Source organism: Arthrobacter sp. NPDC080073 (assembly GCF_040686575.1).
In the GTDB taxonomy this organism is placed as follows: domain Bacteria; phylum Actinomycetota; class Actinomycetes; order Actinomycetales; family Micrococcaceae; genus Arthrobacter.
Map to the genome: position 1 here is coordinate 38,780 of NZ_JBFBKR010000006.1, position 26,586 is coordinate 65,365.

Consider the following 26,586-nt stretch of genomic DNA (forward strand, 5'->3'; position numbering starts at 1 on the left):
ACCATGTCCATGAATCCATTGCGCCATGCACTGTCGCGCATGGGCGGCCGTGATCCCCAGGAGCTGAATCGCACGGCCACGCCCCTGGAACTCTTCTTTGACTTGACGTTCGTTATCGCCTTCGGGGTTGCCGGCAGCCAGTTCGCGCACGAGCTGGCCGAAGCCCGTTTCGGCTCCGGGCTGATCGGCCTCACCTTCGCGATGTTCGCCGTTATGTGGGCCTGGATCAATTTCTCGTGGTTTGCCAGCGCCTACGACACTGACGACTGGGTCTTCAGGGTTGTCACCATGGTGCAGATGGTAGGCGTGCTCATCCTTGCCATGGGCATCGAGCCGATGTTCCAATCGCTCGACGAAGGCCACCGCGTGGACAATTCCACCATGGTGCTGGGTTACATCATCATGCGGTTGGCGTTGGTGTTTCAGTGGCTGCGTGCGGCGAAGCAGGATCCGGAGCGCCGAAGCGCCTGCCTCACCTACGCGAAATTCCTGGTGGTGGCGCAGGTTGGCTGGGTGGTAGTGCTGATTGTCCATGCAGACATCCTGACGAATTTCCTCATGGCTGCTCCGCTTTTCCTGCTGGAAATGGCGACGCCGACCATCGCCGAGCGCAAAGCCAAGACGCCGTGGCACGCGCACCACATCGCCGAACGCTACGGCCTCCTGGCCATCATCGCGCTGGGCGAGTGCCTGATCGGAGCCATCGAATCCCTTCGGGCGATCGTTGCCCTTCACGGCTGGTCCGTTGACGCCGCCCTCGTGGGTCTCGGCGGTACCGGGCTGGCCTTTGGGATGTGGTGGATCTACTTCATCCTCCCGTCCGGTCACGCCCTGCACCACCAACGGCACCGGGCATTCGTGTTCGGATACGGCCACATGTTCATCTTTGGGTCGATCGCCGCCACCGGTGGCGGACTTCACGTGGCCGCCCTCTTCATCGATCATGCCGCGCACATCAGCGCCACCGTCGTCGTAGCCACCATTGCCGTCCCTGTGGCCTTGTTCAAGGTGGCCCTGAGTTCGCTATACGGCTACCTGCTGGGTTTCGACCGGGCTCTCCTCGGAGTCACGGCCCTCGTGGTCGTGTTGCTCTGCGGCAGTGTGGGCTTGGCCGCCCTGGATGTCTCTGTTCCGGTCTGCATGATGGTGATCGTGGCGGCATTGGCTATCTCGATCGTGATCGACGAACGGCGAGGGGCCACACGCCGGGAATCCGCGTTGGAAAGACTGAGGGCACGTCCGGCCACCTAGGCGAATTCGTGGGTGTGGGCTCGGGACCGCAGTGCCGGAACGCAGCGAACGGCCCGCACCCACGATGTCGACCCGGGCGCACCGGCACGAACGTACCGATTCTTCGCTGCCAACCCTTGATTCGCCTCCCAGAGAGGCGGAAAATGGTGAAACCGGCACGAACGTACCGGCATGCGCATATGCGCATGTCCCCAAAAGACTCAGAAGGGTGGACATGTCCCCCAAGGAATTCACGGAGTCCCTCGGCGCCAAGGTCCGTGCCCGCCGCGCCTCCCTGAGCCTGAGCCAGTCCGACCTCGCAGACCTCGCAGGAGTCTCGGAACGATTCGTCCGCTTCGTGGAGCAAGGGAAGACCACGGTTCAATTGGAACCACTCCTCGCGGTCCTCGGCACGCTCGGCCTTGAGCTCTTGGTGCAACCCGCGGGCAGCCAGACTGCAAACAGCCGGCCATGACCTTCCACCGCATCGCCGACGTCTACAAGCAGGGAGTCCTGGCTGCGCGCATCGAGCGGCATGAAGGCGGCACCAAGTTCAGCTACCTGCCGCGGTACCTCGAATCAGGCGGTCCGGCCGTCGCCACTACGCTCCCGCTGACAAACGAAGCAGTGTTCACCCCGAGCGGCGCGGTCCCTCCCTACTTCACTGGCCTCCTCCCGGAAGGCCGCCGCCTGAATTCACTGCGCCGCGCGGTCAAGGCCAGCGCCGACGACGAGCTTGCGCTCCTCATGGGCGCGGGCGGGGACGCCGTGGGCGATGTCCAGACCGTCCCCCACGGTGAGCCACCCACGGAAGGAGGCTCCGCCGTCGTGCTCGATTCGAAACTGCCGCTCGACTTCGACGCGCTGCTCGGCGATTCAGGCCTCATTGATCCTGTGGCGCTGGCGGGTGTGCAGGACAAATTGTCGGCCGGGATGATCTCGCTCCCGGTCGCACAAGCGGGCAAGCGCTTCATCCTCAAACTGAATGCTCCCGAGTTCCCGTTCGTCGTGGAAAACGAATTCCTGATGTTCCGTTTTGCGCGCAAGCTGCGGATACCGGTGAGTGCCGTGCAGCTGGTACACGACGTCGGCGGGCGGGCAGGGCTGCTCGTGGAGCGTTTCGATCGCCTCACCGGAGCCGACGGAACCGCGCTGCGCCTCGCGGTCGAGGACGGAGCCCAAGTGCTGGGACTCTACCCTGCGGACAAGTACAGCGTGCCGTTCGGCGAGGTTTGCCTGGCTTTGGCGGCGCACTGTTCCGCGCCCCTCCCGGCCTTGCGAAACCTCGCCATCCAGCTGGCCTTCGCTTGGCTGAGCGGCAACGGCGACCTCCATGCCAAGAACGTGTCGATCGTCCAGTCGCCGCGGGGTGAGTACACCATCGCACCGCTCTACGACATCCCCTCCACAGTGGTCTATGGGGACAAAACGCTCGCGCTGGGCATCGGCGGCAAGAAGAGCGGAATCTCCCGGAAGCACTTCCTTGCCTGGGCCGCGAAGCTCGGGCTGACGGAGCGCGCAGCGGAGGGAGTCCTGGGACTCGCGCTCAAGGCCTCGGGCCCGCTCATAGCAGAGCTCGACGCCGGCGCCTCTCCTTTTGGGCCGGCGCAGACGAGGGACTGGGTCAAAGAGCTCAAGCATCGGCGACGGTTGATGAGCGTGTAGGTTTCCCCGAGCCGAGGCCACCAAATCGGAACCTGACTATCGCTTATTGCTTGCCCGTTAACAGGAACCCGATCCTGGCATAAGGTGAGGGCACCACACGGTATCTGCGCGGGTCGCAGAGCGGCGGGGCGCAGAATCAGAATTTCTATTTGTACACAAGGGAGACTGTTATGTTGCTTTGGATAGCCATCATTATTGCGGTTCTCTGGCTTCTCGGATTCATCGGCAACATCGGTGGCGGGTTCATCCACCTGCTTTTGGTTGTTGCCGTGATCGTTCTGATCTTCCACTTCCTCAGCGGAAGATCCCGCGTATAAACACCAACCGTCATTCCGCCACGCGGGCGCCGGGACAGGGCACTGCCCTTGCCCCGGCGCTGCCCGGCTCCGCCCTCACGACCCGCCGCACTTTGCCCGAGCGTTCGATCCTAGGTTCACGCGCATGGCAACGCTAGGCTCGCACCCAGAGGCGAGATGGGCTCGCCGCGAGCCAAGGGATTGAACGTATGGCACAGCAAGCCGGACACCAATCGACATCCACGACGGGCACTCTTCCGCATTCACGCTCCTACCTGAGACCCACACGGTTGCTCTCTCAAAGCGAGCGGTCGAAGTTGCATCCATCGGTACTGGCGGAGGCAGAGCGCCGGGCCGCAAGCATTCAGCTTCGAGTCGCGGATGCGATCACGGCCTTTGCCGGATCGATGAACTTCGTCTACTTGCACGTGTTGCTTTTCGCTGTGTGGATGCTCGTGTTCGAACAGAGTCCGTGGCCGACATTGACCCTGATCGTCTCGCTCGAAGCGATCTTCCTCTCGACCTTCGTCATGATCGGACAGAACCGTCAAGCGGCTTTCCAGCAGGTGAAGGCAGACCACGACTACAACGCCCAGGAGCAACTGCTCCAGGAGAACACCGACCTGACGCGCGCGATTCACGAGCTCACATCCCAGATCCACCAGCGGGTCCTCGCGGAAGTCACCGCATCCACTACCCCGGAGGCGGCGGCCGCTTCCACCCCGCGGCAGGTCGATCCGAGGAAACCGTAGACACTCGAAACCTGCCGAGTTGAAGCGCTAGTCCGCCAGGCGGTCCATCTCGGGCAGCAGATCCGGGTTGACGCGTTGCAGGATGAGGTGGATTTCTCCCCGCGGCACCGCCTTGTAGAGCACTTCCCAGGCGTCTGCGTAGCGCGTGGCGCGCGCCTTGTCCGGCCATTTCGCGGCGAGCGCCCGCACCCGCTCCGGCACGGAGTTGTGGGCGTTGCAGGCGATCTTGACCAAAGTGGCGTCATGGTCCTGTGCGATATGCCGGAGGACTGCTTCATCGTTGTCGGAGTCATCCTGGAATCGGCGCGTGACGCGTTCGATGATGCCCACGGCACGCTCGGAAACACCCATGTCGAGCAGCGCCTGCTTGGTAATCGGCGTGTCCTTGGCGATGTCGTGCAGGTAGCCTGCAATCCGGATGTCGTCGTCGAAGTCGGCGAGTGCATCCCCTACTGCCAACACGTGCTCGCGGTACGGCCGCTTCAGCTTGTCCTTTTGGCGATTGTGCGCCACTTCGGCCAGGACCATGGCTGTTTCAACGGTGAATCTCGCTTCGCTCATGCTTCATCCTACTGAGCCAGTTCGGTGACTGCCTTCCGCACGGCGGCGCTCAGTTCGAGGTTGCGGCATCCGGCTCCGCCCGGCTCGGCCTGTTGCGGCACGTACCCGAAGGCGAGTTCATAGACAGGGTCAGCGAACCCCAAAGATGCGCTGGCGCCGTCGTGCCCGAATGCCCGGTAGCTGCCGTAAGGCGAGCGGGCATGCGATTTCATGAACACGGTCCCAAAGCAGCTCGTCTCGCCGAAAACCCGGTCGATGCCGAAGACCTGCTCGGCGGTGACGGTCTGGATGGTCTCTTCGCTGAGGAGGGGCGCGACGGCGGGTCGGTCGCCGTCGGCGGCAAGTCCGGTGAGTGCCGCAGCGTAGACGCGGGCCATGCCTTCGGCGCTGGCCACTCCGGCGGCTGAACTCAGGCCGGCTGCGCGGACCTCGCGGAGGTTGGGCAGGTCAAGGATCTCTCCCACGGCCGAGTTTGCCGAAAGCCCGAAATGGCTGGCGGGATCAATCCATGGCTGGGACGGGTCTTCAGCCCAACGGAGGGTTGCATAGCGTGGCTCCTCGGATTCGGGCAGTCCCAGGAAGAAGTGGGCGCCCGTGACCGATCGGATGCGTTGTTCGTAGATTTCCTGGAGGGTGGACCCGGTGATCCTGCGGCAAAGTTCCTCCATGAAGACGCCGATGGTCAGGGCGTGGTACCCGAAGGCGGTCCCGGGCTTCCACAGGGGCCGCATCTGCGCGAGCTTGGCGGCGGCCAGCTCGGAGTTGTTGTATTCCGCGAGGGTGAGTCCGCCTTCGACTCCCAGTAGCCCGGCCTGGTGGGAGAGCAGCTGGGCCACGGTAATCGTGGCCTTTCCTTCGGCGCCGAATTCCGGCCAGTACTTGACTACTTCGGCATCAAGGTCCAGGAAGCCGTCCTGGACCAAAAGTGCCATGACGAGCCCGGACACCCCCTTGGAGCACGAGAAGACACCGGTCACGGAATCCGGACGGCGGTGCGGGCCACCGCTGATGTCCAATACCTTGACGCCGCGGTGGTAGGCGGCCAGCTGGGCTGAATATTCCGGGTCCTCGCTCAGGAATCGGCCAAAGAGTTCGGCGACTGGTTCGAATCCAGGGGAAATCGTCTGTGCATCCACCCGGACAGCCTAGCCGCTGCCGTGGGTGTGCATGGTCACCACGATCTTGCCCTTGGCGCGTCCCTGCTCCAGCGCGGCGAAAGCGTCGCCGATCTTTTCGAGCGGATAGCTGCTGTCCACCACGGGTTTCAGTTTCTCCTCGGAAACCAAACGGGAGAGGAATTTCAAGTCCTCGCCGCTGGGATGCATGAAAAGGTAACGGTATTTGACGTTCGCTTCCCGGGCACGGCTCCGGATTCCGAGGCTGATTGCCCAGAACAGCGCGGTCGTCCATGCCGGAGCCGCAAGGTCTTTCAGGGCCGTCTGCGGTTCGGGCATCCCGGCGATGCTGACCACTTTCGAGCCCGGCTTGAGGATCTTGAACGTCTGGTCCAGCGTCTCGCCGCCCACGAGGTCCAGCGCGGCGTCGAAGCCACTGACCGCTTCAGCCAGGTTTTCCTTCGTGTAGTCGACGACGGCGTCCGCCCCGAGCCGCCGGACCAACTCTTCTCCCCGGGGAGACGCAGTAGTGGTCACGTCGGCGCCGAAGTATTTGGCCAGCTGGATCGCAAGGGTTCCCACTCCGCCCGCGCCACCGGAGATGAACAGCTTGGTTCCGGCCTTGACCTTGAGCTCGTCGCGCAATGCCTGCAACGCGGTGAGGCCCGCCAAGGGAAGGCTTGCGGCCTCGGTGTAGCTGAGCGACCTTGGCATGAGCGCCACGAGATCCTCGTGGACGGCGGCGTGCTCGGCAAAGGCTCCCAACCGGGTCTTGTCCACGCGGGCAAACACACGATCTCCCGTAGCAAAGCGAGTGACACCCGGGCCTACAGCTTCCACGATCCCGGCCAGTTCGCTTCCGGCGACCAAGGGCAGCCTTGGCCTGGTGATCACCCGGACTGCGCCTTCGCGTTGCTTGTAGTCCACAGGATTGAGCCCCGCGGCAAAGACCCTGACCAGGACCTCGCCGGGACCGGCAACCGGCCTGGGGACGTCCTGAAGCTCCATTGCGTCGGCGCCGCCGTAGCGGGTCAGGACATAGGCGAGCACTTAAGCCCCTTTCCGGAGGGTTGATTGCTGAATGCCATTCCATATCCATGGCCCGCATGGCAACCGGGCCGGATCAAATCTATCCAAGGCGCCGCCAAGCGGCCCTCCCGGCAAGCCGAGCGATTCCAGGATCATGTCCCGCACCTCCCCGGCAGAGAGCCCGAGGGCGGCAAGCTCGCCGAGCGTGACCGCGCCGTCGCGCTTGGCCAGGCGGGCGCCGTCGCGATTCAGTACCAAAGGGACATGGGCGTATTCCGGAACGGCTAAGCCCAACAACGAGGCCAAATAGGCCTGGCGGGGTGTCGAAGACAGGAGGTCGTCTCCGCGGACTACTTGGTCCACGCCCTGTTCCGCGTCATCCACCACGACGGCCAAATTGTAGGCCGTGACGCCGTCGTTCCGTCGGAGTACAAAATCGTCCACGGCGCCCGTGTATTGTCCGTGCAGCCCGTCCTCCACGGTCCATTCATGGGTTTCGGCGCGAAGCCGGATAGCGGCTGGGCGGGACGCCCGGCGGATCTCGAGCTCTGCCGTCGAAAGGTTCCTGCACGTCCCCGGATAGGCACCTTGCGGTGCGTGCGGTGCGGACGGCGCGTCCTGGATCTCGCGTCGCGTGCAGAAGCATTCATACGTCAGTCCGGCGTCGGTGAGCCGCGTGATCGCGTCGTTGTACAGCCCGGCACGGTCCGTCTGGCGAACGACGGGGCCGTCCCACGTCACGCCGATGGCTTCAAGGTCGTGGAGCTGGACTTCCTCGGCACCGGCCCGCGCACGGTCGAGGTCCTCCATACGCAGCAGGAACGCGCGGCCCGTGGAACGCGCGAAGAGCCACGCGAGCATGGCCGTGCGCAGATTGCCCACGTGTAGCTCGCCGGAGGGGCTCGGAGCGAAGCGGCCAGCGGAAGTCATGGCACAAGACTATGCGGCGCCGGGCGTGCCTGCAGGATTCCGGCGCGGGTGCGGGAGACTGGGAGAATTGCGTACGTTTAGTTGCCAAAGAGAGGACCCACGTTGAACTCAGCTCGAGTCAAGGCGACTGTTTCTTCTGGAGGGCCGAAGAAGGTTGGGGGGAACTTACTCTTCCCGACGGGAAGAAGTGCTTCGGACATTTCTCAGTCATCGAGCAATCAGGCGGATACAGGTCCCTCGAGGCCGGTGATTCGGTGGAGGTCGAGTGGACGGCTGCCTCACAAGATGAATACGACTACGTCGCGGTGTTGATTCAGCCTCTCTGAGAACACAACCAGGGCGGCACAAGAGCCCCTCAGCTACCGCAACGCGTTCGGTGGCTCAGGGGCTCTTATGGTGGTGCCGGCGCTCGGCCGGCGGCTTGCGGAAAGACGATGCGTGAACAAGAGTCAATCAGCGGCTGCGTCCTTGCGGGACGATGTTTCGGGTGGCCGGGTGGTGTACCGGGGGATCCGTAGCCTGTGGGGTCCGGCGGTAGCCTTTCCCTTTGTTGCCACTATTTCAACAGGAACACTACAGCTGGCGCAACGGACTCAATCGTCATTGGTCAATCTGACTAATTTGCCGGCAGAAGAAGAACAGCCGATGATCACTTTGCCGGGGTTGGCTCGGCGGCCGCCCAAGCAGCCATCGCACCGCGGAGCGCCGCACAAAGCTTGGTGGACACTTGGTCCTTGTCCAGGCCGACGGTGTTGAGCAGATCGAAAATTTCGCGGGGGTCAAAGAGGATGTTCCACAGGAACATGGCTTCGTCCCCGAGGGGCGGGAGGCCGAGTTCCTCGCAGGCCTCGCGGAGTGGCCGCTCCAAAGCCTCAGCCTGGATAGTCAGGTAGTACGCGCCGGAGCGAAGACGGGCCAGGTACCCCTCGCCCGAGCGGGTGTGGACCATGGAACCGCCGTGCTTGATGACGAGACCCACCCAATGCCGGCTGACGCTCTCCAGCAGTTCCACCCCGGACGTGGTCTGGGCGACGCTGAAATCGCGCAACTTCTCGCCAACACCAAAACGGAACGCGGCCAGGACGTCCTCCACCGACGCGAAATGTCGGTAGGCCGTCGCGGGAGAGATCTCTGCTTCACGGGCGATGTCCGTCATGCTCACCGGGCCATTGGCCTTGGCGAAGAGTTTCCCCGCGGCCCGCACCAACTGGCGGCGGTTGCGTTGGGTGTCGCTGCGCATGGGCGCCCCCTTCCGTGTCAGATCCCAGCGTAGCGCCTGAGCGGCAGGAGCAACGCTGGCCACGTCCGCCGCACTCACCGGAGCTCGGCCAGGCCGGCCGCCAAGCGCTCCACACCGGCGGTAATGGCCTCGGAGCTGGCGGCGTAGGACAAGCGCAAGTGGAACTCACCGTTCCGGCCGAACTCGCTGCCGGGACGGACGGCCACGCCGTGGTTGCGAAGGTGGGCCACCATCGCGGACGCCGGCAGCTCGGCGTCGTACTTGGGGAAAAGGTAGAACGCGCCTTCCGGTGAGCTGACCGTAAGTCCCGGAATCTGCCGGAGACCGTTGGCCATGAGCTCCCTGCGCAACGCATAGGAGGCGTGCATGCGTTCGATGTCCGGGCCGCACGTCTTCAGGGCGGTCAACGCCCCGTATTGCACGGCCTGGTTCATGGAACCGTTGAAGGTGTTGTGGATCCGGGCGGCCGAGGCGATGACGTCGGACGGGCCCCAGAGGTAGCCGACCCGCCAGCCCGTCATCGCGTAGCTCTTGGAGAAGGTCTGGCAATAAATGGTCCGGCCGGCCAGGGCTTCGATTTCAAGTGCCGAGGTGAAGGGTTCGGGCGTGTAGACGAGATCACTGTAGGCCTCGTCGGAAAGGATCAGGGTGTCGGTTCCGGCGACCATGTCTGCGAGGGCTTCGAGTTCGCGTCGGGAGTGCACGATGCCGGTCGGGTTGGAGGGGTTGCAGAAGACGAACAGCCTGGCACCTTCAAGCGCGGTGGCCAGTGCCTCGAGGTCCCAGTGCAGGTCATCGGCCAGCGGCACCGGCACCGTGATGCCCCCGGCCATGCTCACGAGGTCCGCGTACAGGGAATAGGTGGGGTCCGGAATGACCACTTTGTCGCCCGGGTTGACGATGCCAAGGATCGCCGCGGACAGGCCGGCCGTGCCGCCCTGCGTGATGAGCACGTCGCCAGGGCTGGCCACTCCGCCGAGGAGCTGGCCGATACGGGCAGCCAGCTCCTCGCGAAGCACCAGCTCGCCGAGCAACGGCGAGTAGTGGGTGAAGCCGTCCTCGAGGGCGCGGGCGGCTGCTTCTCGAACCTGGGCCGGGGTGTCGAAGTCCGGTTCGCCCATGGCCAAGGAGACAAGGTCCCCCTTGGATTGGGGCTGCTGAACCCGCAGCGATGTGCGCTGGATGCGCTGCACCGCCTCTGAGGGCTGGAAATCGGCGACGGCGGTGGCTGGCTCGAGTGTCATGAGGGTCCTGATCTGGGTGGTTGCTGAGCTTGTTCTGGGGGCGGGCGACTTGGTGGTTGGCCGGGAGGACGGCGCGTAGAGTCTGCGGGGCTTCATCGCTGCGGCGCCTGGTCTGTAGCTGATTGCTCGGCGGGGGCTCCGGCCCAGCGGCTGATCTCGATGTCGCCGGAGGTATCCCGCTGGATTGTGGGGGCAATGACCAATTCCTGGACGACGGTGCGCTGGGGCAGTGTGGCCACGAGGTGAATGGCTCGGGCCACGTCTTCGGGCTGCACCATGGCATCGCGCTCCTCTGCGCGGGGCGGGCGGGCGCGGTTGTCCAGGATGGGGGTAGCGGTTTCGCCGGGAAGGATGGTCACAGCGCGCAGTCCGTCGTTGCGGAAGGTGTTGTGGAGGTACGTCATGAAATTCCGGACCGCGGCCTTGGCCGCACCATACGGGGCGCCGCCGAGCAAATTCGGGTTCACCGCGGCGAGCGAGGAGACCGTAATGATGGTTCCGGTCTTGCGGGCCAGCATGTCCGGAAGGACTGCCTGGCTGAGCAGGTAGACGGCGTTGAGGTTGACGTCCAGGACGTCATTCCATTCCTGCTGGCTGATCCAGCGGACGTTGAGGACCTTGCTGGAGCTGCCTGCATTGTTGACAAGGATGTCGACCTGGCCGAGATTCCCGTGGACCCAGTCCAGTAGCGCATCGACATCGTCTTTGGAAGTGACGTCCGCGGCGCGGGCAACGGCGCGGCCGCCGTCGGCAACGATTTCCGCGGCGAGTTCCTGCAGCACGTCTTCACGACGCCCCACCAGCACCACCACGGCACCTTCGCCGGCGAGCAGACCCGCCGTCGAGTGTCCCATGCCGGTACCGGCACCGGTGATGATCGCGAGCTTGCCGTCCAGAAGTCCCATGGTTTTCAGTTCCTTGCGTTCTTTGTATGAGTCATTTGAGATGTCAATCACATATGAGAAGAGTTTCTCATTTTAGAAGGTGGCGGTCAAGTACTTTCCTCGGGTGGTTGCGTCACACCGCGGCGGGACTCGGCGGGGAGACCGCCGCAAAGTTCGCGGAGACGGGGAGCCCGACGGCGGCGAACAGGGCGTGCACGCGGTCTTCCAGATGCGCCAGGCCGCGCTGCTGTTCCCGGTATTGCTCCACCGCTTGGTCGTTCCTGATCCAGCGGAAGGTCATCTTCCGGCCGGGACTGGCCTGCCCCAGCATGGCGAGGGAAGCTTTGGCTGCGACCGCTACGATCGGGTAGCCGGCAGTCAGGGTCCTTGAGCGCCCCAGGATGATGAGCTCATCGCCATGCGGGATTTCGAAGGCGCCGATCGGCACACCATGGGACACGATTTCCCCGAGTCCCTCCGGATGCACCACGGGCCCGTCCAACCGGAGGCCCACGTGGTTGGATTTGGCACCGACGGTGTAGTGGCTGGAGCTGAGCAGTTTCCGGATGCCTGGCGTCCGGTCCGTTTCAGGGCCGTCGACGACGTCAATAGTCCACACCTCCGGGCTGAAGTCCGGCACGGGAACCGGCAGCCTGAAGAGCGGCTGGGTCAGGAACGGGTGCGTGAATCCTCGGTACCGGCTGCGGAGGGTGATCTCCTGCCCGGGAGCAAGCTGTTGAGGGAAGCCCATCCGGGATTCCGGCGCGGCGCTGCCCATGAAACGGGCGGTTTCCAGTTCGCCGCTGAAGGCCAGGTAGTTCCGCATGCCGCCGCTGGCCTTGGAAAGCACAACCCTGGCTCCGGCAGGAAGACAGAGGGGCTCCCACATGGCAACAGGATCCCCGTTGACCGTGACTTCCGCAGGGACTCCGGTCACGGCGCACATCACCTCGTGCATGGCTGTGAACGCAAAACGTCCGCCCATGATTTCCAGGCACGCGGCCTTGCGGCTATTGCCGACCAGGATGTTGGCAGCGGCCGCGGAGTGCTGGTCCGCCGCGCCTCCGCAAGGGACTCCCATGAACTCGGAATTCTCGCGGCCCAGGTCCTGGAACGTGGACAGCCAGCCTGCTTCACTTACTTTGATGCCGATCGAACGCTCAGGGAAGGTCATTGCTATCCCCTTCCGCGACATCCGAGGCGGGGCCGTCGGGGGCGGGCCGCAGGAACTGGCCCTCAAGCCGCGACCAACCGTCCTCCGGCACCACTTCGAAACGGACCAGATCCCCTGGCTTGTAGGAGGTGGCCGGATCTTCGCGGATGTCGCAGATGGTGAGCGGAGTCCGGCCGATCACTTTCCAGCCGCTCGGGCCGGGGAACGGCTGGATGATGGCGTTGGTCCCGGCGACCATCACGGAGCCGGGTTCCACATTGGTCCGCGGCTCGACGCAGCGGCTGACCTGGCCCGGGAATCGGACGCCGCCCATCATGGGGGCCATGGCCGCGGCCAGCAGGTTGATGGTCAGCACCGAGGATTGGAATTGCTGCAGCACCGCTTCCGGACTCAGTCCCAATTCCTCGGCCACGTCCGGAAGGTCGGGGGAGAATTCCTCGCTGACCACCATCGGGATGACAAAAAGTGATTGCGAGGCGCTAGGTGTTCCAGGTTCCAGGCCGTTTCCGGCAACCGCCAAGCGGATGGTCTGGGCCAGTTGTTCGTGGGTCACGGCCAGGCAATCGAACTCGACCAGCAAAGACTCAACGCCGGCCACGATGTCCAACACCGCGCACGGCCGCACCTCCAGCAGCACGTCGCGGAGCCTGCTGCCCGCCGCCCGGCGGAAGTCGGCGTCGTCGTGCTTGATCCGGAGCATGAGGGCTGAATCGCCGAACGGCTCGGCTTCCAGTTCGGTTGGGTGGTGCAGCCGCCCTGCGGGTGCTGTGTGCGTGGTCATGAGTCCTGCTCGGTGGTGCGGGTGATGGATCCGGTGTGCTGCTCAGCCTCAGACCGTGGCGAGTCGGGCCTTTTCGGCGAGGACTTCCTGGAGTCCGGTGGCTTTGATGCCCGCCTTGTCCAGGGCCGCACGGAGGGCCGTCCCGTTCTGCAGGACCTGCGGGTGGTCGCCGTGGAGGAGCACGACGTCGGCATCGTGGCCGAGCGGGACCACCTTGCCGGTGACGGCGCGGACGGTCCCCTCGGTGACCACCTGGACCACGCGGCGGCCGATTTCCTCAGGGTCGTGCAGGAGTGCGCCTTCGCTGTTGCGCGAGACGGGCATGCCGTCTTCGCCGTAGCCTCGGTCTGCGAGGAAGACATAGCCGACTTGAAGGCCGCGTTTGCGGGATTCATCGGCCAGGAGACCGTTCTGGCAGATCACAATGTAGGAGGGATCGTAGGCCTTGATGGCGTCCGTGATCGCCCGGGCGTGCTTCGCGTCGGTCTGGGCGATGCTGCCCATGCGGCCATGCGGTGCCACGTGGCTGATCTTGCCGCCGTGGATGCGGGCGAATGCGTCCAGGGCGCCGATCTGGTAGAGCACGTCGGTGCGGATTTCTTCTTCGCTGGCTTCGATGAGGCGGCGGCCAAAGCCAACCAGGTCCGGATATCCGGGATGGGCACCGAGTTCGATGCCGCGTTCCACGCAGGCCTTGACGGTGGCATCCATGACCCTCGGATCGCCGGCATGGAAACCGCAGGCGATGTTGGAGGCAGTGACGAGGCCCAGGAGGGCGTCGTCGTCGCCGATCGTGTAGTTGCCGTAGCTTTCGCCGAGGTCTGCGACGACGGCGACTGAATTGATGCTCAAGATGACTCCCGCTTCTGTTCCTGGTTAGGAGGTTCTGTTTCTGTTGTGTTGCTAAGGGTTCGACGGCGGCGGCTGCCGTTGCGGTGGCTGGCGGCCGCCGCCGTCGGGGTTCTGGTGGTCCGCTACTAGTGCGTCTGCAGGGGCTGGCCCTTGGTTTCCTTCAGGAAGTAGACCGAGACAAGCGTGATGATGGCCGTCCCGATCGAGGCGTAGGCGGGAACCATGCTGTTGCCTGTGGCCTTGATGAGTTCCGTCATGACCAGCGGAGCGCTGCCGCCGAAGATGATGGTGCTGATGCTGAAGCCGATGCTGTACGCGCTGTAGCGGACGGTGGTGGGAAACATTTCAGTCAACACAGTGTGTACGACGGCGGCGTGGCCGGAGAAGGCGATGGCCATGACGACCGTGGCAACGCAGGCAAGCGGCATGTTGCCGGTGGTGATCATGGCAAACATCGGGTACGAAACAACTGCCATGAGCACGGCGGAGAGAGCCAGCACGGGCTTGCGGCCGATCCGGTCGGACAGGCGGGCCATGAGCGGGATCGCGATGATGATGGCCACCAGGCTGACGGCAGTGACGAGGAGCGCCTGGAGCATGGTGAAGTTGTTGGCCGCACCCAGCTGGGTCTTCAGGTAGGTGGGCATGTAGGCGAACAGGAGGTAGTAGCCGGGGCCGTTCAGTGCGGGGAGGAAGATGGTCAGCGCGATGGCTTTGAGGTGGCGCTTGGACGTGAAGACGGTGCGCAGGGGGTTGCGTTCCACTTCGTTGCGCTCACGGAGTGCCGCGAAGTGCGGGGTATCTTCCATCTTGGAGCGGATGTAGAAGCCGACGTAGCCCAAGGGCAGGGCGAAGAGGAACGGGATGCGCCACGCCCAGGATTGCATGGTCGAGTCGCCGAGGGTGGTGATGAGGCCGGCGGAGAGGGCGCTACCGAAAAGCAGGGCACAGAAGGAACCGACCGCGATGAAGCTCATGGAGTAGTTCCGGTGCTTGTTGTGGGCGTATTCGCCCACGAACGCCATGGCCCCTGCCACTTCGCCGCCGGCGGAGAATCCCTGAAGGATCCGGAACAGGATCAGCAAGGCCGGAGCGGCCCAGAAGATGACCGAGTACGACGGGATGAGGCCGATGCACGCGGTGGCCCCGGAGATGAGGAGCAGGAGGACGGCGAGCAGGTTCTTGCGGCCCAGCCGGTCACCCAGGAAACCACAGATGACGCTGCCGAAGGGGCGGGCAAGGAAGCTCACCAGGAAGCCGACGTTGGTCAGGAGTAGGGAGCCGACGTCCTTGGAACCCATGATGTTCATGGCCAGGTACGTGGTCAGCAGGCCGTAGATGCCGTAGTCGTACCATTCCACGAAGGAACCCATGGTGCCGGCAAAGGTTGCTTTGCGCACCATCCTGCCGTCAGCGGTTACGACTTTGATTTGAGCGGTGTTCAGTTCCACTGAGTCCGTCGATTGCTTTGTCATGGTGGGTGCTTTCAGTCTATGAGGGGGCTGGAGTGGGAGAAAGCGCTGTTCAGCTGTATTCGCGGGTTATTTCCGCGGTCATCTCGGCCTCGTGCGCGGCCACGGCGATGACTCGTTCCAGGATTTCGGTGGCACGGGCCTGGGGGATGATGACGACTCCGTCGTCATCGGCGGCGACGATGTCGCCTGCCGAGCAGACGATGCCGCCGATTGCTACGGGTTCGCCGATGACTCCCGGGCCGTTCTTGAAGGGACCGGCAGGGGTGACTCCGCGGGCAAAGACGGGGAACTTGATTTCGGTGATGGTGGCGCGGTCGCGGATGTAGCCGTCAATGATGGCTCCGGTGGCGCCGGCGGCTTCGAAGCGCTGGGACAGCTGCTCACCCACCAAGGCACGGTGTTCGTGGCCGAAGCCGTTGATCACCACCACGTCCCCGGGCTGGATGTAGTTCAGCGCTTCGATGACTGCAGCGTTGTCTCCCGCGGCACCGAGGACGGGGAGGGCCGAGCCGACACAGCGGGCGCCTTCCCAGACCGGGCTGATTCCGCCGTCGACGATTCCGAGCCGCTCCATGGCGTCACCGATGTTTGCCACCGGGAACGGTTCGAAAGCGCGGACCAGCTCGCGGGGCGGCCGGGTCCATGATGCGGTGCGGACGGTCAGTTCGAGTGTTGTTGCCATTTTCTTCGCCTTTGGTTTCTTCCCAGGAGCCGGCGCTTTTGGGCGTCGATCGTCTTGAGACGTCAATCACATATGAGAAGAGTTTCGCGTTTTAAATTCATGCCGTCAAGGGTTTCCCGTTACGGGCATGTAAATGATTCGCAACCATGGCTCGCTGGCGATGTGGTTCCACTGATGGGCCGCTCGGCAGGGATTGTGCGGGAGAATGGGTTCGGTTGGACATTCTGACCAGTCGAACCCTAAACGACCAGGCAGAAAGCAGAAGCGATGCAGGAATTGGATTCAACGGACAAGCGGATCCTTGCCGCGCTCGACGACGACCCCCGGGTGCCGATCATGGTCCTCGCCCAGCGCTTGGGCTTGGCGCGCGGGACCGTCCAGTCGCGCCTTGAGCGCATGTCGGCGTCGGGCGCTTTGCGTCCGAACAGCAGCCGGGTGCTGCCCTCGGCGCTGGGCCGCGGCGTCGCGGCGGCAGTGAGTGCGGAGTTGGATCAAAGCCGGTTGAACGAGGCGATCGCTGCCCTCCGCGACATCCCCGAGGTGCTTGAATGCCATGCGCCGGCCGGAGACACGGACCTCATCATCCGCGTGGTCGCCACAAGCCCCGATGACCTATACCGGGTGTCCGAAGAGATCAGGCTGTGCCCCGGAATCGTGCGCACCTCCACCAGCATGTTCCTGCGCGAGGTGATTCCGTACCGCACAACAGGACTGCTGGGGGCGTGAGCTCATATTTGGAAGTAGTGGTTTCTTCGGGGTTTCCGGTGCGGGTCGGTGTGGGGTGGCGGGATGAACCAGGGGATGCCGTTGCGGACCTGGATGTGCCAGTCTTCCTTGTGGATCAGGTGGTGGTGATGGCTGCAGAGCAAGGTCCCGTTCGCGGTGCTGGTGGGTCCGCCCCGGGACCAGTACTCGATGTGGTGCGCCTCGCACCACGGGGCCGGCATGGTGCATCCGGGGAAAGCGCAGCCTTTGTCCCGGGCTGTGATGGCCTTGCGGATATGCGGCGGGAAGACCCGTGAGGCCCGTCCGATGTCCAGGACCTGGCCCTCGCCGCCCAGGACCACGGGGATGATGTCCGCGTCGCAGGCGATCTTCCGCAACGTCGCCGCCGGGACGGGGCCGGTGAACGTGAAGGACCCGGTGCCGCTGAAGGACCCGGGCCGCGAGACTTTGCTGGACTTCGAGGCTTGCCCGGACTGTGGATCCGGGCTGTCTTGGGGGAAGAGGTCTCGGTGGTCGATGGTGGCCAGGATCTGCGGGCGGTGGCCGCCGGTGGCGGGCAGGGACCCCGTGGCCAGGGCGAGCCGGCAGGCGCCGATCAAGCCGTCCAGGAGCTTCTGCGCCCTCGAACGCCGGTCCGGCGGCCCGGCATTCTCCGCCGCCTCGCCGGAGGGATCGGCGGAGGAATCGCCGGACGGACCGGCGGAGGAATCGGCGAAGGAATCTGTGAAGGAACCGCCGGATGGTTCCGCGCAGGCGGGAACCGCACCCAGGGGTGCTGTGTCGCGGGGTGTTGTGTCTTGGGGTGTGCGGGTGCGGGGGTTGGCGGCGGTGTTCATGACGGTGAGCAGGTGTTCGTATTGTTCGGCGGTGGCGAAGATCTCCACGTGCGCGAGCCCGTGCTTGGGACGGCGCAGGAACGCCCCTTGATGGTGGCGCAGGGATTCTTCGGACGGTTCCGGGCCGTCCTGGTCGATCGCCTCGACCCAGCGCCGGGCAACCCGGGCCAGGAAGTCCTGGTCGTTTTCCGCCGCGGTCCGGGCCAGGGCGTGTTCCATTTCCGCGGCCTTCTCCGGGGCGCACAGCGGACGCACCTTCGCCACGGCCATCGTGATGATCCCGGCCGCGCCGGTGCCGATCGTCCCGGACGCCAGCGCCGCGGCGGTTTCCCCGTGCCGGGCAGGGACCGTGTGCCCGGTGAGGCCCCGGCCCGGCAGCAGCTCCCGCGCCAGCGCGAGCCGGCGCCTGGCCTCGGCGGCACTGATCCGCAGCAAGGACCGCAGATGCTCGGCCGTGGACCGGAACTCCCCGCCCCGGGCGCTCCCCGTTCCCATGGAAGAAGCCGTGCCGGAGTCACTCCCCGCGTCGGCGGCCCAGCCTGTGGTCCAGCCCGGCCCGCTGGCGGGTTCATCGTTCCGGGCCGTGTCCAGCCCGGCTGCGGCGAGCAGCTGGAGATAGTCCAGGGCCCGGGAGAGTTCCTCCACCCCGGACGCGAACGCGACAGCCTCTTCGAGACCCAGGACTCCGACGTCGTCGGCCGCCTTGTCCGTCAGCGACCTCAGCGCCACCACGGCGTCGTCCAACACGGCCTGCCGCCCGCCGCGGTCGCCAAGGCCGCCAAGGCCGCCAAGGCCGGGCGGATCCACCAACGCCAGCCCGCCCGGGATCCCGCCCGGAACCCCGGCAAGATGCGGAACACGGGCATGACGGGACACTCCGGAAAGCCCGCGGACCGCAAGGCCCTGCCGCTTGTCGAAGTATCCGATCGCTTCCATGGAAACACTCTGCCAGGAGGCTCTGACATTTAACCGAACTCAGACCGGCGGTCCCGTGTTCGACTTCAGGTTCTTCATCACCAACGTCGAATTGAGGCGCTCGACGGCGGGAAGTGCCGAGAGTTGGTCGTCGTAGAAGCGTTGGTAGGCCGGGAGATCGGCGGCGATCACGCGGAGGAGGTAATCCGGCGAGCCGAAGAGCCGCTGGGCCTCGACGATGTTCGGAATGGCCGCTACCCGGTCTTCGAACTCCGACATCGTGGCGCGGTCAGCCTGCCGCAGGGTCACAAAGACTATCGCCTCGAATCCCAAGCCAATCGCTCCCGGATCGATGTCCGCCCTGTACCCCCGAATGACACCGGAAGCCTCAAGGTCCCGCAACCTGCGATGGCAAGGAGCCACCGTCAATCCCACCTTGGCTGCGAGAGCGGTGGCAGTCATTCGGCCATCCACCTTGAGGTGGCGCAAAATAGTTCTATCTATTCCATCGATCACGCAAATATCTTACCCAAAGCGCGGCAAGCCTGGCTAAAAATGCGAACACTTATGGGGCGATTTTCCATAAAGTTCATAGTGCAACCACCAGCCAGGAGCCACCATGAATCCCCAACTTTTCATCGCGTTCGTCATTGTCGCCGTCACCTTGGCGTGCACACCGGGCGTCGATTGGGCGTATTCGATTGCCGCTGGCTTGCGGCAGCGCAGCTTCCTCCCCGCCGTGGCCGGGTTGTGCAGCGGCTATGTGCTGCACACGGCCCTCCTGGTGGCCGGACTCGCGGCCCTCTTGACGGGAGTTCCAGGGCTTCTTGGCTGGCTGACGATCGCGGGCGCAGCCTATTTGCTGTGGCTCGGACTGAGCACCATACGCTCGTGGCGAGGCGCAAGCTTCAGTGCGGATGACGCCGTCGGGCAGTCCCGAAACCAGTTGCGCACCTTCCTGCAAGGCCTGGGCACAAGCGGCATCAACCCCAAGGGCCTGCTGTTCTTCCTGGCGCTTGTGCCGCAATTCGTGAGCCCCGAGGCGTCTTTGCCGGTGCCCGTGCAAACAGGCGTGCTGGGTCTTACGTTCGTCTTGTTCGCGGGCATCATTTACACGGCGGTGGCCCTGACCTCGCGAAAGCTGCTGCAGTCCCGACCTTCCGCCGCACGCGTAGTGACCCTGGCGAGCGGCATCATCATGGTGGGGCTAGGGGCTGTTTTGTTGGGCGAACAGTTGCTTCCGCTGCTGCGGTGACGCGGCCCTAGTCGCCCGGCTCGCCGAAGTCCTTGTTCCACATTCGGCGCACCTCGACGTCCCTACGGATCCCATCGACGGCCTCAAGCTCGGCCTCTTCCGGTTTGCGGCGCGGAACCCGCTTAGCGACAAGAGGCAGCGGGTTGGGCCGCCGCCTTGCCTCAAGCATCGACAGCGCCCGGTCCGTGAGCGCGTCGTTGCGCAAGGCAAGGCTGGTCTTCTTCCTCCGGAGTACTTCCATGAGAGCGGCCTGTGCCGCCTCCCGCTCCCCCAGCACCCTGAGCGACTGGGCTCGTATCAGCAGCAGCGCCGCCGAGAGGTCATCGGTGTTGCGCAGCCCCTCAGTCCAGGCGACGACGTCGGCGTGCCGCTCTAGCGCCGCCGCCGCGGTGCAGCGGGCCAAGGCGGAGGGCAACGACGGCGGCAAGCTAGCCAGGATGTCCAGGGCTTCCGGCATCTGGCCCGTCTCCCGGAAGCAATGCGAAAGGGCAAGGTACACGGCTTCCTCGCTGAAGAGGACGGAAACGTCAATCCGCTCCGCGACCTCGACCCGTGTGACCACCCTGCGGAGGTAGCTTGAGGAGAACTGGCTGGCGGCGTCGTCGATCCGTATGGACAGGCCCCGTTGCAACAGTTCCGATGCCCGGAGATATCCGCCGTGTTTGTACACAAGCAGCCCGGCGATCACGTAGCACAGGCCCGCCCAGCCGGGGTAGGTGCGTGCCAAGCTGATGAGGCGGTCCGGTTCCGTGCTGGTGAAGACGGCGTCGTACACCGATTTGGCGGTCTTGCCTGCCAGCCGTTTGAGTCTGGGAGCATCCCCGGCGACGTCGATCCGGCCAGCCGTTTTTCCTTTCAAGACACCCCAAATCGCACCGCTCAAGCCCTCAGCCAGTCCACCCACCGAGGTGCGGACATGTCCATTCCGGAACGGCGTGATGTCCCTGGTGTCCGCGAAAATCGCTCCGCGGACGCCGGGAGCCGATGGCTCACTCATGGTTGCCCTGCCATCGCAGGATAAAGCGTCGCAGAATTGGGCATCACAGAACCATGCTAGCTGCGCTTGTCCCGACCGTTCCCCTCTATTTCCGGGGTTTTCGGGAGTAAGATATCCACGTCGGCAGGGTTCCGACTCCTTGCCGCGATGCGGCCCCCCATTTGGAGGGCCGGATTAATATCGTGATCGGGAGGAGCTATGACTACTGCTTCACACCCCGCGCAGCACCACGCAATGGGGCTGACGCTCCACAACACAGCACTCGGTTTGGGCTGGGTTTTCCTGGCTGTTGGCGTCCTGGGATTTATCCCGGGCATCACCAGCAATTATGGCGCCATGACCTTCGCTGGACATGACTCGGGCGCCATGCTTCTTGGAGTTTTCCAAGTATCCATCCTGCATAACATTGTCCACCTGCTATTCGGCGCGGCGGGCCTGTACTTCGCGAGGACTGGAAGGATGGCGCGAGGCTACCTCATCGGTGGCGGCGCAATCTACCTCGTCCTGTGGATCTACGGTCTCATCACTATGTCGAACATGAGCGCTGACTTCGTGCCCATGAACGCCGCGGACGACTGGCTGCACCTGGTTCTCGGTGTTGTGATGGTTGCCCTTGGCCTGTGGCTCGGACGCGACGTAAGGGAGGAGTCGAAGGGCCGCGCCATGTAGCGCACCCTGACTCTGCAGCACTCTGCAGTTGCACGACGGCGACCGTCCTTTTACGGGCGGCCGCCGCCTTTGCGTCCTGGGGCCTGGCCGTTCCGGGTTGCCTACCCGAGGAGCCTGCGTTCGTAGGCGAACGCCACCAGCTGAAGCCTTGTGCGCAGCCCGAGTTTGCCGAGCACACTGCGCAAGTGGGATTTCACTGTGGCTTCGGAGACAAAAAGGCTTTGCGCCATCTCGGCGTTCCCCAAGCCTTTGGCAGCCAGGAGGAACACATCCCGCTCGCGTGGAGACAGCTCGTCCATCACGGCGAGGTCCGGCCCGGCGACCGGCACCGTCCTCGCCGCGTGCTGGAAGAGTTCGTGAACCGAACCGGGCGCGATCACCGAGTACCCCGAATACACGGTCCGGATGGCAGCCAACAGGAATTCCGGCTCGGCGCTCTTGAGGAGGTAGCCGCTGGCGCCCGCCTGCACGGCTTCAACCACGGCTTGGTCCCTGTTGAAGGTGGTCAACGCGATGATCTTTGGCCTCTCCACTCCCGCCGCATCGGCTTCCTCCGTGATGCGACGTGTGGCCTCGACTCCGTCCAACACGGGCATTCGAAGATCCATCAGCATGACGTCCGGCCGGTGCTTGGCCGCGAGCGCCAAGGCTTGTTCGCCGTCGTCGGCCTCCCAGGCCATGTCCATGTCGGCTTGGCTCTGCACCAGCATGCGTATGCCGGAGCGGAACAGGGGTTGGTCGTCCACCAAGGCAACCGTGATGGGTGTTTCAGCCACGTGCGACGCTTTGTGAGGGACTCCTGCACAATCCGGAATACTGCGCAAGATGTGAGCGAGCGTTTGTCAAAAGGGGGCTAAAGGTGAGCGAGCGTTTGTCAATAGGGCGTTAAAGGTGAGCGAGCGTCGGCCAGAACGCGGCCAGACGTGAGCGAGCGTTTGTCAAAAGGGGGTCAGACGTGAGCGAGCGTTTGTCGACTCAAACGCCGGCTCACATATCCGGCCCAAAACCCAAACCCTCGCTCACATATCCGGTCCAAATCCCCAACCCTCGCTCACCAACGCTGACATGGGTCCCTGAGAACGACGGCGGAACAAAGAACGACGGCGACGCTCCCCAGCACGGGAGCGTCGCCGTCGTCGGCTATTCGGGTTGAACGCGCGCGGGCTTATTCAGCGGCCGCGGCAACCGCCGCAGTGACCGCAGGCGCAACACGGGGATCCAACGGGCTTGGCACGATGTAGTCCGCAGAGAGTTCTTCCTCGGCCAGCGCTGCGATGGCGCGGGCCGCGGCGATCTTCATGGCCGGGGTGATGCGGCGTGCGCCGGCGTCCAAGGCTCCGCGGAAGATCCCGGGGAAGGCCAGCACGTTGTTGATCTGGTTCGGGAAGTCGCTGCGGCCCGTGGCCACGACGGCGGCGTACTTGACGGCGACCTCGGGCAGAACTTCCGGGTCCGGGTTGGACAGGGCGAATACGATCGAGTCCGGGTTCATGAGCTTCAAGTGCTCCTCGGCCAGCTTGGACGAGGAAACGCCGATGAACACGTCGGCGCCCTGCAGCGCTTCTGCGGGTCCGCCGGAAAGGGCACGGGGGTTGGTGCGCTGGGCGAAGCGCGCCTTGACGCTTCCTGAATCAGCCACCAGGTCGGCGCGCTCGGCGTTGATAATGCCCTTGGAATCCAGAAGGACGACGTCCTTGACGCCCGCAGTCAGCAGGATCTCGGAGACGGCGATGCCTGCGGCACCAGCACCGGAGACCACAACTTTCAGTCCCTCGAGTTCACGGCCGGTCACCTTGGCGGCGTTCGTCAACGCCGCGAGAACCACGACGGCGGTGCCGTGCTGGTCATCGTGCATGACGGGGCAGTCGAGGGCTTCGATGAGACGCTCTTCGAGTTCGAAGCAACGTGGCGCGGAGATGTCTTCGAGGTTGACGGCACCGAAGCTCGGACGCAGGCGGACCAGGGTCTCGATGATTTCGTCCACGTTGGTGGTATTCAGGACCAAGGGGATGGAGTCGAGATCGCCGAAGGCCTTGAACAGCGCGGATTTCCCTTCCATGACGGGGAGGGAGGCGCTGGGTCCGATGTTGCCAAGGCCCAGGACCGCAGTCCCATCGCTGACAACCACCACGAGCCGCTCGGCCCACGTATGCGTACGTGCAAGCTCAGGGTTGGCATGGATGGCGCGGCTCACTTCGGCGACGCCGGGGGTGTAGGCAATGGAAAGGTCCCGCTTGTTCAAAAGCGGCACAGTGCTGGAAACGGAGAGCTTGCCGCCTTCGTGGGCGGTGAAGATTTCCTCTTCGCTCAGCGCCAGGGCAGTCAGATTCTGTTCAGGGGTGATGGTCTCGACGGACACGTCTTTGTCTCCTCAGGCTAGCCGTGAACCCACGGCACAATTCGGGCAGGTGTAGAGGCTTCGGTGCCGGACCATGGGTGGCTGGTCCGCGCTGTGAAACTCCTGCGGATATGGGCTGCTAGCCGCTTGGCTCATGTCTTCGTAGACAAGAGCTTGATAGGAAGACTAGAGACATCGAGCCATAAACTCATACTTTTGGTCGTAGTGGTCTAGACCAATTACGTTGATTCCCGGAAAAACTACGCGTCTGCCATTAGCTTGCATGCGTTCTTGAGGTCCTTCTCGGCGTCGAAAAGTGAGATCCGGCGGCAGTTGACGGACTGGACCAGACCACTGACGACGTGGAGCAGAATCCGGGCCCTCCCGGCGTCACCGATCGCAGCCGCGACCATCTGGGCGGAGAGCGCTTCGATATCCCGCAAGAGCACGGGGATATCACCATCGCGGGTGTCCCACGTGCGGGAAAGACAGTGTTCGACGGCGGGTTGCATGACCCGCATGTGGAAAATCTCCATCCCGAGTCCGGCGAGTTCCTGCTGGCTGCACCTCGACGATGCCGGCCTGGAGTCGTTGAGTTCCCGGAGTTGCTGCCGGTAGACGGCGAGCATCAGATGGACCGTTGAGGGAAAGTAGCGGTAGAGGGTCCCGAGCGGAACATGGGCCCTGGTGGATACGTCCGAAAGACTCACGGTATCGAACTGCCGCTGGGCGAATCCCGCGGCAGTCTTCAATATCCGGGCGTAGCGCAATAGCTGTCTCGGCGTGGTGGGAGCTGCTGCCATTTGGGGCAGCCCCGCTGCCAAATCCAGCGAATACGGTTCCAAGGAGTTCGGTTCGGACATTTCCGGCGTTCTGTTGGTGTGGGCTTCGTTCTGGGAGATTGCGCGGCCCCGCAAAGGCCGGGCGCGTCCTGACAATGATACGGCAGCAAGTTGTCAGTTCCCTGAGAACGGATTCGCTGGGCTACGCGACGCCCTTGATCTTCACCACGAACAACGCCCCGAGCAGACCAATGACAGCCGCGGCCACATACAGCGAGACGTAGCCACCCCAGAACGCCACAAATGGGTAAGCAATAAGCGGTGCGATCACTTGCGGCAAAGAGTTGGCAACGTTGATAACCCCAAGGTCCCTGCCCCGGTCCAGCGCAGTGGGCAGCACCTGGGTAATGAGGGCGAAGTCGACCGCCAGGTACGCACCAAAGCCGATACCGAGCACCGCCGCCCCGGCAATGGCGCCCGTCCACGTGGGTTCGAACCCGAGGATCAAGGCAGCTATCGAAATGACCACGGACGAGACAATGACCAGCGGCTTGCGTTTGCCCATGCGGTCGCTGATGGCCCCGCCCACCACGCTGGTGATGATCACCATGACGGCATAGAGGCCTGTGAGGACGAGGACGCCGAACTCCGGCTTGAGGCCTTGGGTCTCCTCGAGGTGCACGGCATCCTTGAGGAAGAACAGCAAGTACAACGTGACCATGTGGTTGCCGACGTTGACCAGGAACCTCGTCAGCCAGGCCCACGCGAAGTCCGGGTACCTGACCGGCGAGATCCAAAAGCCCTTGACAAATGTCCAGAGTTTGAACGGTGGCCTCGCCTCGGGAACGAGGGGCACGTCGTCGTTCTTGAAAAGATAGAGCACGACGCCGGCCAGCAGCCCGGCAGCGCACACGACGTAGCCGAGGGCAAAGTTCCCCGAAACGGCCGACGCGATCACCGCACCTGCAAGGATCCCCGCGGTCTGGCCCATCGCCGCAAGGCCGCCGACCGCGCCGCGCTGCGGCACTGGTACCCGATCCGGAATAGCCGCTGTGATGGCGGCATAGGCTCCGTTGCAACCGGCCTGGACCAGGCACCACAGAATCGTCATGACGGCGACATTGGGAGCACCTGCGAGGGCCACCAACGCTACGGCGCCCAGGATGGCACCGAGGAGCACCCACGGGACCCGCCGTCCGAATCGGGACGTGGTGCGGTCACTGAACGCACCGAAAAGGGGGTTCGCCACAAGGGACACCGCGGCGCCGCATCCCGTGACCAGGGCAAGAATGGCTTCCTTCTGGCCTTCGTCGAAGTGGATGGCCTGCTGCCCGAGCAAAACCTGGATCGGGCCGAAGAAGGCGGCGTTGATGCCGACATTGACGAGCACCACTCCGGTGACCCACAGCGGGCGGACGCGTTCCACGGGCTCGGCGAGCGCCGTCGTCGGGCCTGCCTGCATCCCCACAGGATCCGTCACCGGTCTTTCAGGCAGTGAACCAGGCAGATCGGACAGGCTCATGATGGTGCTCCCCTGCGTCTGGACGTGTGAATTCAGCCTAGCGCCCGCGCGCGTTAGGGTAACTCCAACGGACCGAGGAGGATCAACGATGAACAGCCCAGCGAACCCCATCAACACCGCCGATCTCTACGACGAGCGTGCCGAGGATGTTGAGTCGATATCACTGCAGTTCCAGGACCTTGGCGGCGTTTCCCACTTCAGCGGCCCCGTTCGCACCATCAAGTGCTTTGAGGACAATGCACTCGTAAAAACCGTCCTGGCAACCCCCGGCGATGGCGCCGTGCTGGTGGTGGACGGCTACGGCTCCCTCCGCACAGCCCTCATGGGCGACATGATCGCCGAAAGCGCCGTCGCAAACGGCTGGGCCGGCGTCGTGATCAATGGGGCCATCCGCGATCGCGTGGCGATCGCGAAGCTGCCGTTGGGCGTCAAGGCCTTGGGAAGCAACCCCAAGAAGAGCTCCAAAGTGGGCCGCGGCGAAGTGGACATCCCCTTGGTGATTGACGGAGTGCACATCGAACCTGGCAGCCTCATCTACTGCGATCCTGACGGGATTCTCGTGGAGCGGTGACTTTTTCTCCGATTCGGTAAGACAGGGAATACGGGAGCGATTAGGATAGTTACTGAAAGCAACTA

General features: G+C 64.1%; 28 protein-coding genes. 9 read left to right on the forward strand and 19 right to left on the reverse strand.

Translation table 11 applies throughout. The annotated features are described in order from the left end of the window. Positions 1 to 3 precede the first annotated feature (3 nt). The 5 genes from AB0O52_RS09165 (at position 4) to AB0O52_RS09185 (ending at position 3,943) form a co-directional block, all read left to right on the forward strand. Entirely contained in the window at positions 4 to 1,251 is a 1,248-nt protein-coding gene (locus tag AB0O52_RS09165) for a low temperature requirement protein A (protein ID WP_364536487.1), read from the forward strand. 214 nt (positions 1,252 to 1,465) lie between these two features. Beyond that, on the forward strand, positions 1,466 to 1,705 hold the full coding sequence (locus AB0O52_RS09170; RefSeq protein ID WP_364536953.1) for a helix-turn-helix transcriptional regulator: 240 nt from the start codon (positions 1,466 to 1,468) through the stop codon (positions 1,703 to 1,705). After that, complete coding sequence (locus AB0O52_RS09175) at positions 1,702 to 2,895, forward strand: HipA domain-containing protein (RefSeq protein WP_364536490.1); 1,194 nt, start codon at positions 1,702 to 1,704, stop codon at positions 2,893 to 2,895. Before AB0O52_RS09170 ends, AB0O52_RS09175 begins: the two co-directional genes overlap by 4 nt. Before the next feature lie 170 nt (positions 2,896 to 3,065). Beyond that, positions 3,066 to 3,212, forward strand: coding sequence for a lmo0937 family membrane protein (locus AB0O52_RS09180; protein WP_364536493.1), 147 nt, complete (start codon positions 3,066 to 3,068; stop codon positions 3,210 to 3,212). A 188-nt stretch (positions 3,213 to 3,400) separates the two neighbouring features. Beyond that, positions 3,401 to 3,943, forward strand: a complete 543-nt coding sequence (locus tag AB0O52_RS09185) for a DUF1003 domain-containing protein (protein ID WP_364536496.1) — start codon at positions 3,401 to 3,403, stop codon at positions 3,941 to 3,943. A gap of 27 nt (positions 3,944 to 3,970) precedes the next feature. Here the strand turns inward: AB0O52_RS09185 and AB0O52_RS09190 are convergent, their stop codons facing one another. From AB0O52_RS09190 to AB0O52_RS09245, 12 genes are all read right to left on the reverse strand, one after another. After that, entirely contained in the window at positions 3,971 to 4,504 is a 534-nt protein-coding gene (locus AB0O52_RS09190; protein ID WP_364536499.1) for an HD domain-containing protein, read from the reverse strand. Positions 4,505 to 4,512: 8 nt separating this feature from the next. Next, positions 4,513 to 5,640: a serine hydrolase domain-containing protein gene (locus tag AB0O52_RS09195; RefSeq protein WP_364536502.1), complete on the reverse strand. Its 1,128-nt coding sequence runs from the start codon at positions 5,638 to 5,640 to the stop codon at positions 4,513 to 4,515. 9 nt (positions 5,641 to 5,649) lie between these two features. Continuing rightward, on the reverse strand, positions 5,650 to 6,669 hold the full coding sequence (locus AB0O52_RS09200) for an NADP-dependent oxidoreductase (protein WP_364536505.1): 1,020 nt from the start codon (positions 6,667 to 6,669) through the stop codon (positions 5,650 to 5,652). Next, positions 6,670 to 7,578, reverse strand: coding sequence for a tRNA glutamyl-Q(34) synthetase GluQRS (gene gluQRS, locus AB0O52_RS09205; protein ID WP_364536508.1), 909 nt, complete (start codon positions 7,576 to 7,578; stop codon positions 6,670 to 6,672). It lies immediately after the preceding gene. A gap of 649 nt (positions 7,579 to 8,227) precedes the next feature. Then, a complete protein-coding gene (locus AB0O52_RS09210) occupies positions 8,228 to 8,818 on the reverse strand; it encodes a helix-turn-helix domain-containing protein (protein ID WP_364536511.1) in 591 nt (196 codons plus the stop codon). Positions 8,819 to 8,892: 74 nt separating this feature from the next. Then, the gene (locus AB0O52_RS09215) at positions 8,893 to 10,062 is read right to left on the reverse strand and encodes an aminotransferase class I/II-fold pyridoxal phosphate-dependent enzyme (protein ID WP_364536514.1); all 1,170 of its coding nucleotides are present in this window, start codon (positions 10,060 to 10,062) and stop codon (positions 8,893 to 8,895) included. A 92-nt stretch (positions 10,063 to 10,154) separates the two neighbouring features. After that, positions 10,155 to 10,967, reverse strand: a complete 813-nt coding sequence (locus AB0O52_RS09220; RefSeq protein WP_364536516.1) for an SDR family oxidoreductase — start codon at positions 10,965 to 10,967, stop codon at positions 10,155 to 10,157. Between the two features lie 112 nt (positions 10,968 to 11,079). Then, complete coding sequence (locus AB0O52_RS09225) at positions 11,080 to 12,120, reverse strand: biotin-dependent carboxyltransferase family protein (RefSeq protein WP_364536519.1); 1,041 nt, start codon at positions 12,118 to 12,120, stop codon at positions 11,080 to 11,082. Next, the gene (locus AB0O52_RS09230; protein ID WP_364536522.1) at positions 12,107 to 12,901 is read right to left on the reverse strand and encodes a carboxyltransferase domain-containing protein; all 795 of its coding nucleotides are present in this window, start codon (positions 12,899 to 12,901) and stop codon (positions 12,107 to 12,109) included. The genes AB0O52_RS09225 and AB0O52_RS09230 overlap by 14 nt, the downstream gene beginning before the upstream one ends. Positions 12,902 to 12,949: 48 nt before the next feature. Further along, positions 12,950 to 13,753 carry a 5-oxoprolinase subunit PxpA gene (locus AB0O52_RS09235; protein WP_364536525.1) on the reverse strand — a complete coding sequence of 268 codons (804 nt, stop codon included), beginning with the start codon at positions 13,751 to 13,753 and terminating at the stop codon, positions 12,950 to 12,952. A gap of 125 nt (positions 13,754 to 13,878) precedes the next feature. Beyond that, positions 13,879 to 15,228: an MFS transporter gene (locus AB0O52_RS09240; RefSeq protein ID WP_364536528.1), complete on the reverse strand. Its 1,350-nt coding sequence runs from the start codon at positions 15,226 to 15,228 to the stop codon at positions 13,879 to 13,881. Positions 15,229 to 15,277: 49 nt separating this feature from the next. Next, positions 15,278 to 15,910, reverse strand: coding sequence for an RraA family protein (locus AB0O52_RS09245; RefSeq protein ID WP_364536531.1), 633 nt, complete (start codon positions 15,908 to 15,910; stop codon positions 15,278 to 15,280). A gap of 267 nt (positions 15,911 to 16,177) precedes the next feature. Between AB0O52_RS09245 and AB0O52_RS09250 the strand changes: the two genes are divergently transcribed. After that, positions 16,178 to 16,636 (forward strand): Lrp/AsnC family transcriptional regulator, encoded by a 459-nt coding sequence (locus AB0O52_RS09250; RefSeq protein ID WP_078107285.1) that lies wholly within the window; start codon positions 16,178 to 16,180, stop codon positions 16,634 to 16,636. A 2-nt stretch (positions 16,637 to 16,638) separates the two neighbouring features. Here the strand turns inward: AB0O52_RS09250 and AB0O52_RS09255 are convergent, their stop codons facing one another. Together AB0O52_RS09255 and AB0O52_RS09260 are read right to left on the reverse strand one after the other, a co-directional pair. Continuing rightward, the gene (locus tag AB0O52_RS09255; RefSeq protein ID WP_364536534.1) at positions 16,639 to 18,408 is read right to left on the reverse strand and encodes a DUF222 domain-containing protein; all 1,770 of its coding nucleotides are present in this window, start codon (positions 18,406 to 18,408) and stop codon (positions 16,639 to 16,641) included. Positions 18,409 to 18,447: 39 nt separating this feature from the next. Continuing rightward, entirely contained in the window at positions 18,448 to 18,903 is a 456-nt protein-coding gene (locus tag AB0O52_RS09260) for an Lrp/AsnC family transcriptional regulator (protein ID WP_364536537.1), read from the reverse strand. A 103-nt stretch (positions 18,904 to 19,006) separates the two neighbouring features. On the opposite strand from AB0O52_RS09260, the gene AB0O52_RS09265 reads away from it, so the two are divergent. Continuing rightward, positions 19,007 to 19,642, forward strand: a complete 636-nt coding sequence (locus tag AB0O52_RS09265; protein ID WP_364536540.1) for a LysE family translocator — start codon at positions 19,007 to 19,009, stop codon at positions 19,640 to 19,642. Between the two features lie 7 nt (positions 19,643 to 19,649). Here the strand turns inward: AB0O52_RS09265 and AB0O52_RS09270 are convergent, their stop codons facing one another. Further along, positions 19,650 to 20,639: a hypothetical protein gene (locus AB0O52_RS09270; RefSeq protein ID WP_364536543.1), complete on the reverse strand. Its 990-nt coding sequence runs from the start codon at positions 20,637 to 20,639 to the stop codon at positions 19,650 to 19,652. A gap of 198 nt (positions 20,640 to 20,837) precedes the next feature. On the opposite strand from AB0O52_RS09270, the gene AB0O52_RS09275 reads away from it, so the two are divergent. Further along, positions 20,838 to 21,308: a DUF4383 domain-containing protein gene (locus tag AB0O52_RS09275; protein WP_364536546.1), complete on the forward strand. Its 471-nt coding sequence runs from the start codon at positions 20,838 to 20,840 to the stop codon at positions 21,306 to 21,308. Between the two features lie 101 nt (positions 21,309 to 21,409). On the opposite strand, the gene AB0O52_RS09280 is transcribed toward AB0O52_RS09275, so the two are convergent. The 4 genes from AB0O52_RS09280 to AB0O52_RS09295 all read right to left on the reverse strand — a co-directional run bounded on the left by AB0O52_RS09280 (position 21,410) and on the right by AB0O52_RS09295 (position 25,950). Further along, complete coding sequence (locus AB0O52_RS09280; protein WP_364536548.1) at positions 21,410 to 22,084, reverse strand: response regulator transcription factor; 675 nt, start codon at positions 22,082 to 22,084, stop codon at positions 21,410 to 21,412. 389 nt (positions 22,085 to 22,473) lie between these two features. Next, complete coding sequence (locus AB0O52_RS09285) at positions 22,474 to 23,667, reverse strand: NADP-dependent malic enzyme (RefSeq protein ID WP_364536550.1); 1,194 nt, start codon at positions 23,665 to 23,667, stop codon at positions 22,474 to 22,476. A 239-nt stretch (positions 23,668 to 23,906) separates the two neighbouring features. Further along, positions 23,907 to 24,509, reverse strand: coding sequence for a TetR/AcrR family transcriptional regulator (locus AB0O52_RS09290; RefSeq protein WP_364536552.1), 603 nt, complete (start codon positions 24,507 to 24,509; stop codon positions 23,907 to 23,909). Positions 24,510 to 24,630: 121 nt separating this feature from the next. After that, on the reverse strand, positions 24,631 to 25,950 hold the full coding sequence (locus tag AB0O52_RS09295) for an MFS transporter (protein WP_364536554.1): 1,320 nt from the start codon (positions 25,948 to 25,950) through the stop codon (positions 24,631 to 24,633). An 88-nt stretch (positions 25,951 to 26,038) separates the two neighbouring features. On the opposite strand from AB0O52_RS09295, the gene rraA reads away from it, so the two are divergent. Beyond that, positions 26,039 to 26,521, forward strand: coding sequence for a ribonuclease E activity regulator RraA (gene rraA / locus AB0O52_RS09300; protein WP_364536556.1), 483 nt, complete (start codon positions 26,039 to 26,041; stop codon positions 26,519 to 26,521). Positions 26,522 to 26,586: the final 65 nt, after the last annotated feature.

Bases quoted from the DNA above. Each gene is read 5' to 3' on its own strand.
- AB0O52_RS09165 (WP_364536487.1), top strand. From the start codon at position 4: ATGTCCATGAATCCATTGCGCCATGCACTGTCGCGCATGGGCGGCCGT.
- AB0O52_RS09275 (WP_364536546.1), top strand. From the start codon at position 20,838: ATGACTACTGCTTCACACCCCGCGCAGCACCACGCAATGGGGCTGACG.
- AB0O52_RS09245 (WP_364536531.1), bottom strand. From the start codon at position 15,910: ATGGCAACAACACTCGAACTGACCGTCCGCACCGCATCATGGACCCGG.
- AB0O52_RS09265 (WP_364536540.1), top strand. From the start codon at position 19,007: ATGAATCCCCAACTTTTCATCGCGTTCGTCATTGTCGCCGTCACCTTG.
- AB0O52_RS09175 (WP_364536490.1), top strand. From the start codon at position 1,702: ATGACCTTCCACCGCATCGCCGACGTCTACAAGCAGGGAGTCCTGGCT.
- AB0O52_RS09215 (WP_364536514.1), bottom strand. From the start codon at position 10,062: ATGACACTCGAGCCAGCCACCGCCGTCGCCGATTTCCAGCCCTCAGAG.
- AB0O52_RS09295 (WP_364536554.1), bottom strand. From the start codon at position 25,950: ATGAGCCTGTCCGATCTGCCTGGTTCACTGCCTGAAAGACCGGTGACG.
- AB0O52_RS09190 (WP_364536499.1), bottom strand. From the start codon at position 4,504: ATGAGCGAAGCGAGATTCACCGTTGAAACAGCCATGGTCCTGGCCGAA.
- AB0O52_RS09250 (WP_078107285.1), top strand. From the start codon at position 16,178: ATGCAGGAATTGGATTCAACGGACAAGCGGATCCTTGCCGCGCTCGAC.
- AB0O52_RS09210 (WP_364536511.1), bottom strand. From the start codon at position 8,818: ATGCGCAGCGACACCCAACGCAACCGCCGCCAGTTGGTGCGGGCCGCG.
- AB0O52_RS09230 (WP_364536522.1), bottom strand. From the start codon at position 12,901: ATGACCACGCACACAGCACCCGCAGGGCGGCTGCACCACCCAACCGAA.
- AB0O52_RS09255 (WP_364536534.1), bottom strand. From the start codon at position 18,408: ATGGAAGCGATCGGATACTTCGACAAGCGGCAGGGCCTTGCGGTCCGC.
- AB0O52_RS09225 (WP_364536519.1), bottom strand. From the start codon at position 12,120: ATGACCTTCCCTGAGCGTTCGATCGGCATCAAAGTAAGTGAAGCAGGC.
- AB0O52_RS09180 (WP_364536493.1), top strand. From the start codon at position 3,066: ATGTTGCTTTGGATAGCCATCATTATTGCGGTTCTCTGGCTTCTCGGA.
- AB0O52_RS09170 (WP_364536953.1), top strand. From the start codon at position 1,466: ATGTCCCCCAAGGAATTCACGGAGTCCCTCGGCGCCAAGGTCCGTGCC.
- rraA (WP_364536556.1), top strand. From the start codon at position 26,039: ATGAACAGCCCAGCGAACCCCATCAACACCGCCGATCTCTACGACGAG.
- AB0O52_RS09290 (WP_364536552.1), bottom strand. From the start codon at position 24,509: ATGTCCGAACCGAACTCCTTGGAACCGTATTCGCTGGATTTGGCAGCG.
- gluQRS (WP_364536508.1), bottom strand. From the start codon at position 7,578: ATGACTTCCGCTGGCCGCTTCGCTCCGAGCCCCTCCGGCGAGCTACAC.
- AB0O52_RS09270 (WP_364536543.1), bottom strand. From the start codon at position 20,639: ATGAGTGAGCCATCGGCTCCCGGCGTCCGCGGAGCGATTTTCGCGGAC.
- AB0O52_RS09220 (WP_364536516.1), bottom strand. From the start codon at position 10,967: ATGGGACTTCTGGACGGCAAGCTCGCGATCATCACCGGTGCCGGTACC.
- AB0O52_RS09240 (WP_364536528.1), bottom strand. From the start codon at position 15,228: ATGACAAAGCAATCGACGGACTCAGTGGAACTGAACACCGCTCAAATC.
- AB0O52_RS09185 (WP_364536496.1), top strand. From the start codon at position 3,401: ATGGCACAGCAAGCCGGACACCAATCGACATCCACGACGGGCACTCTT.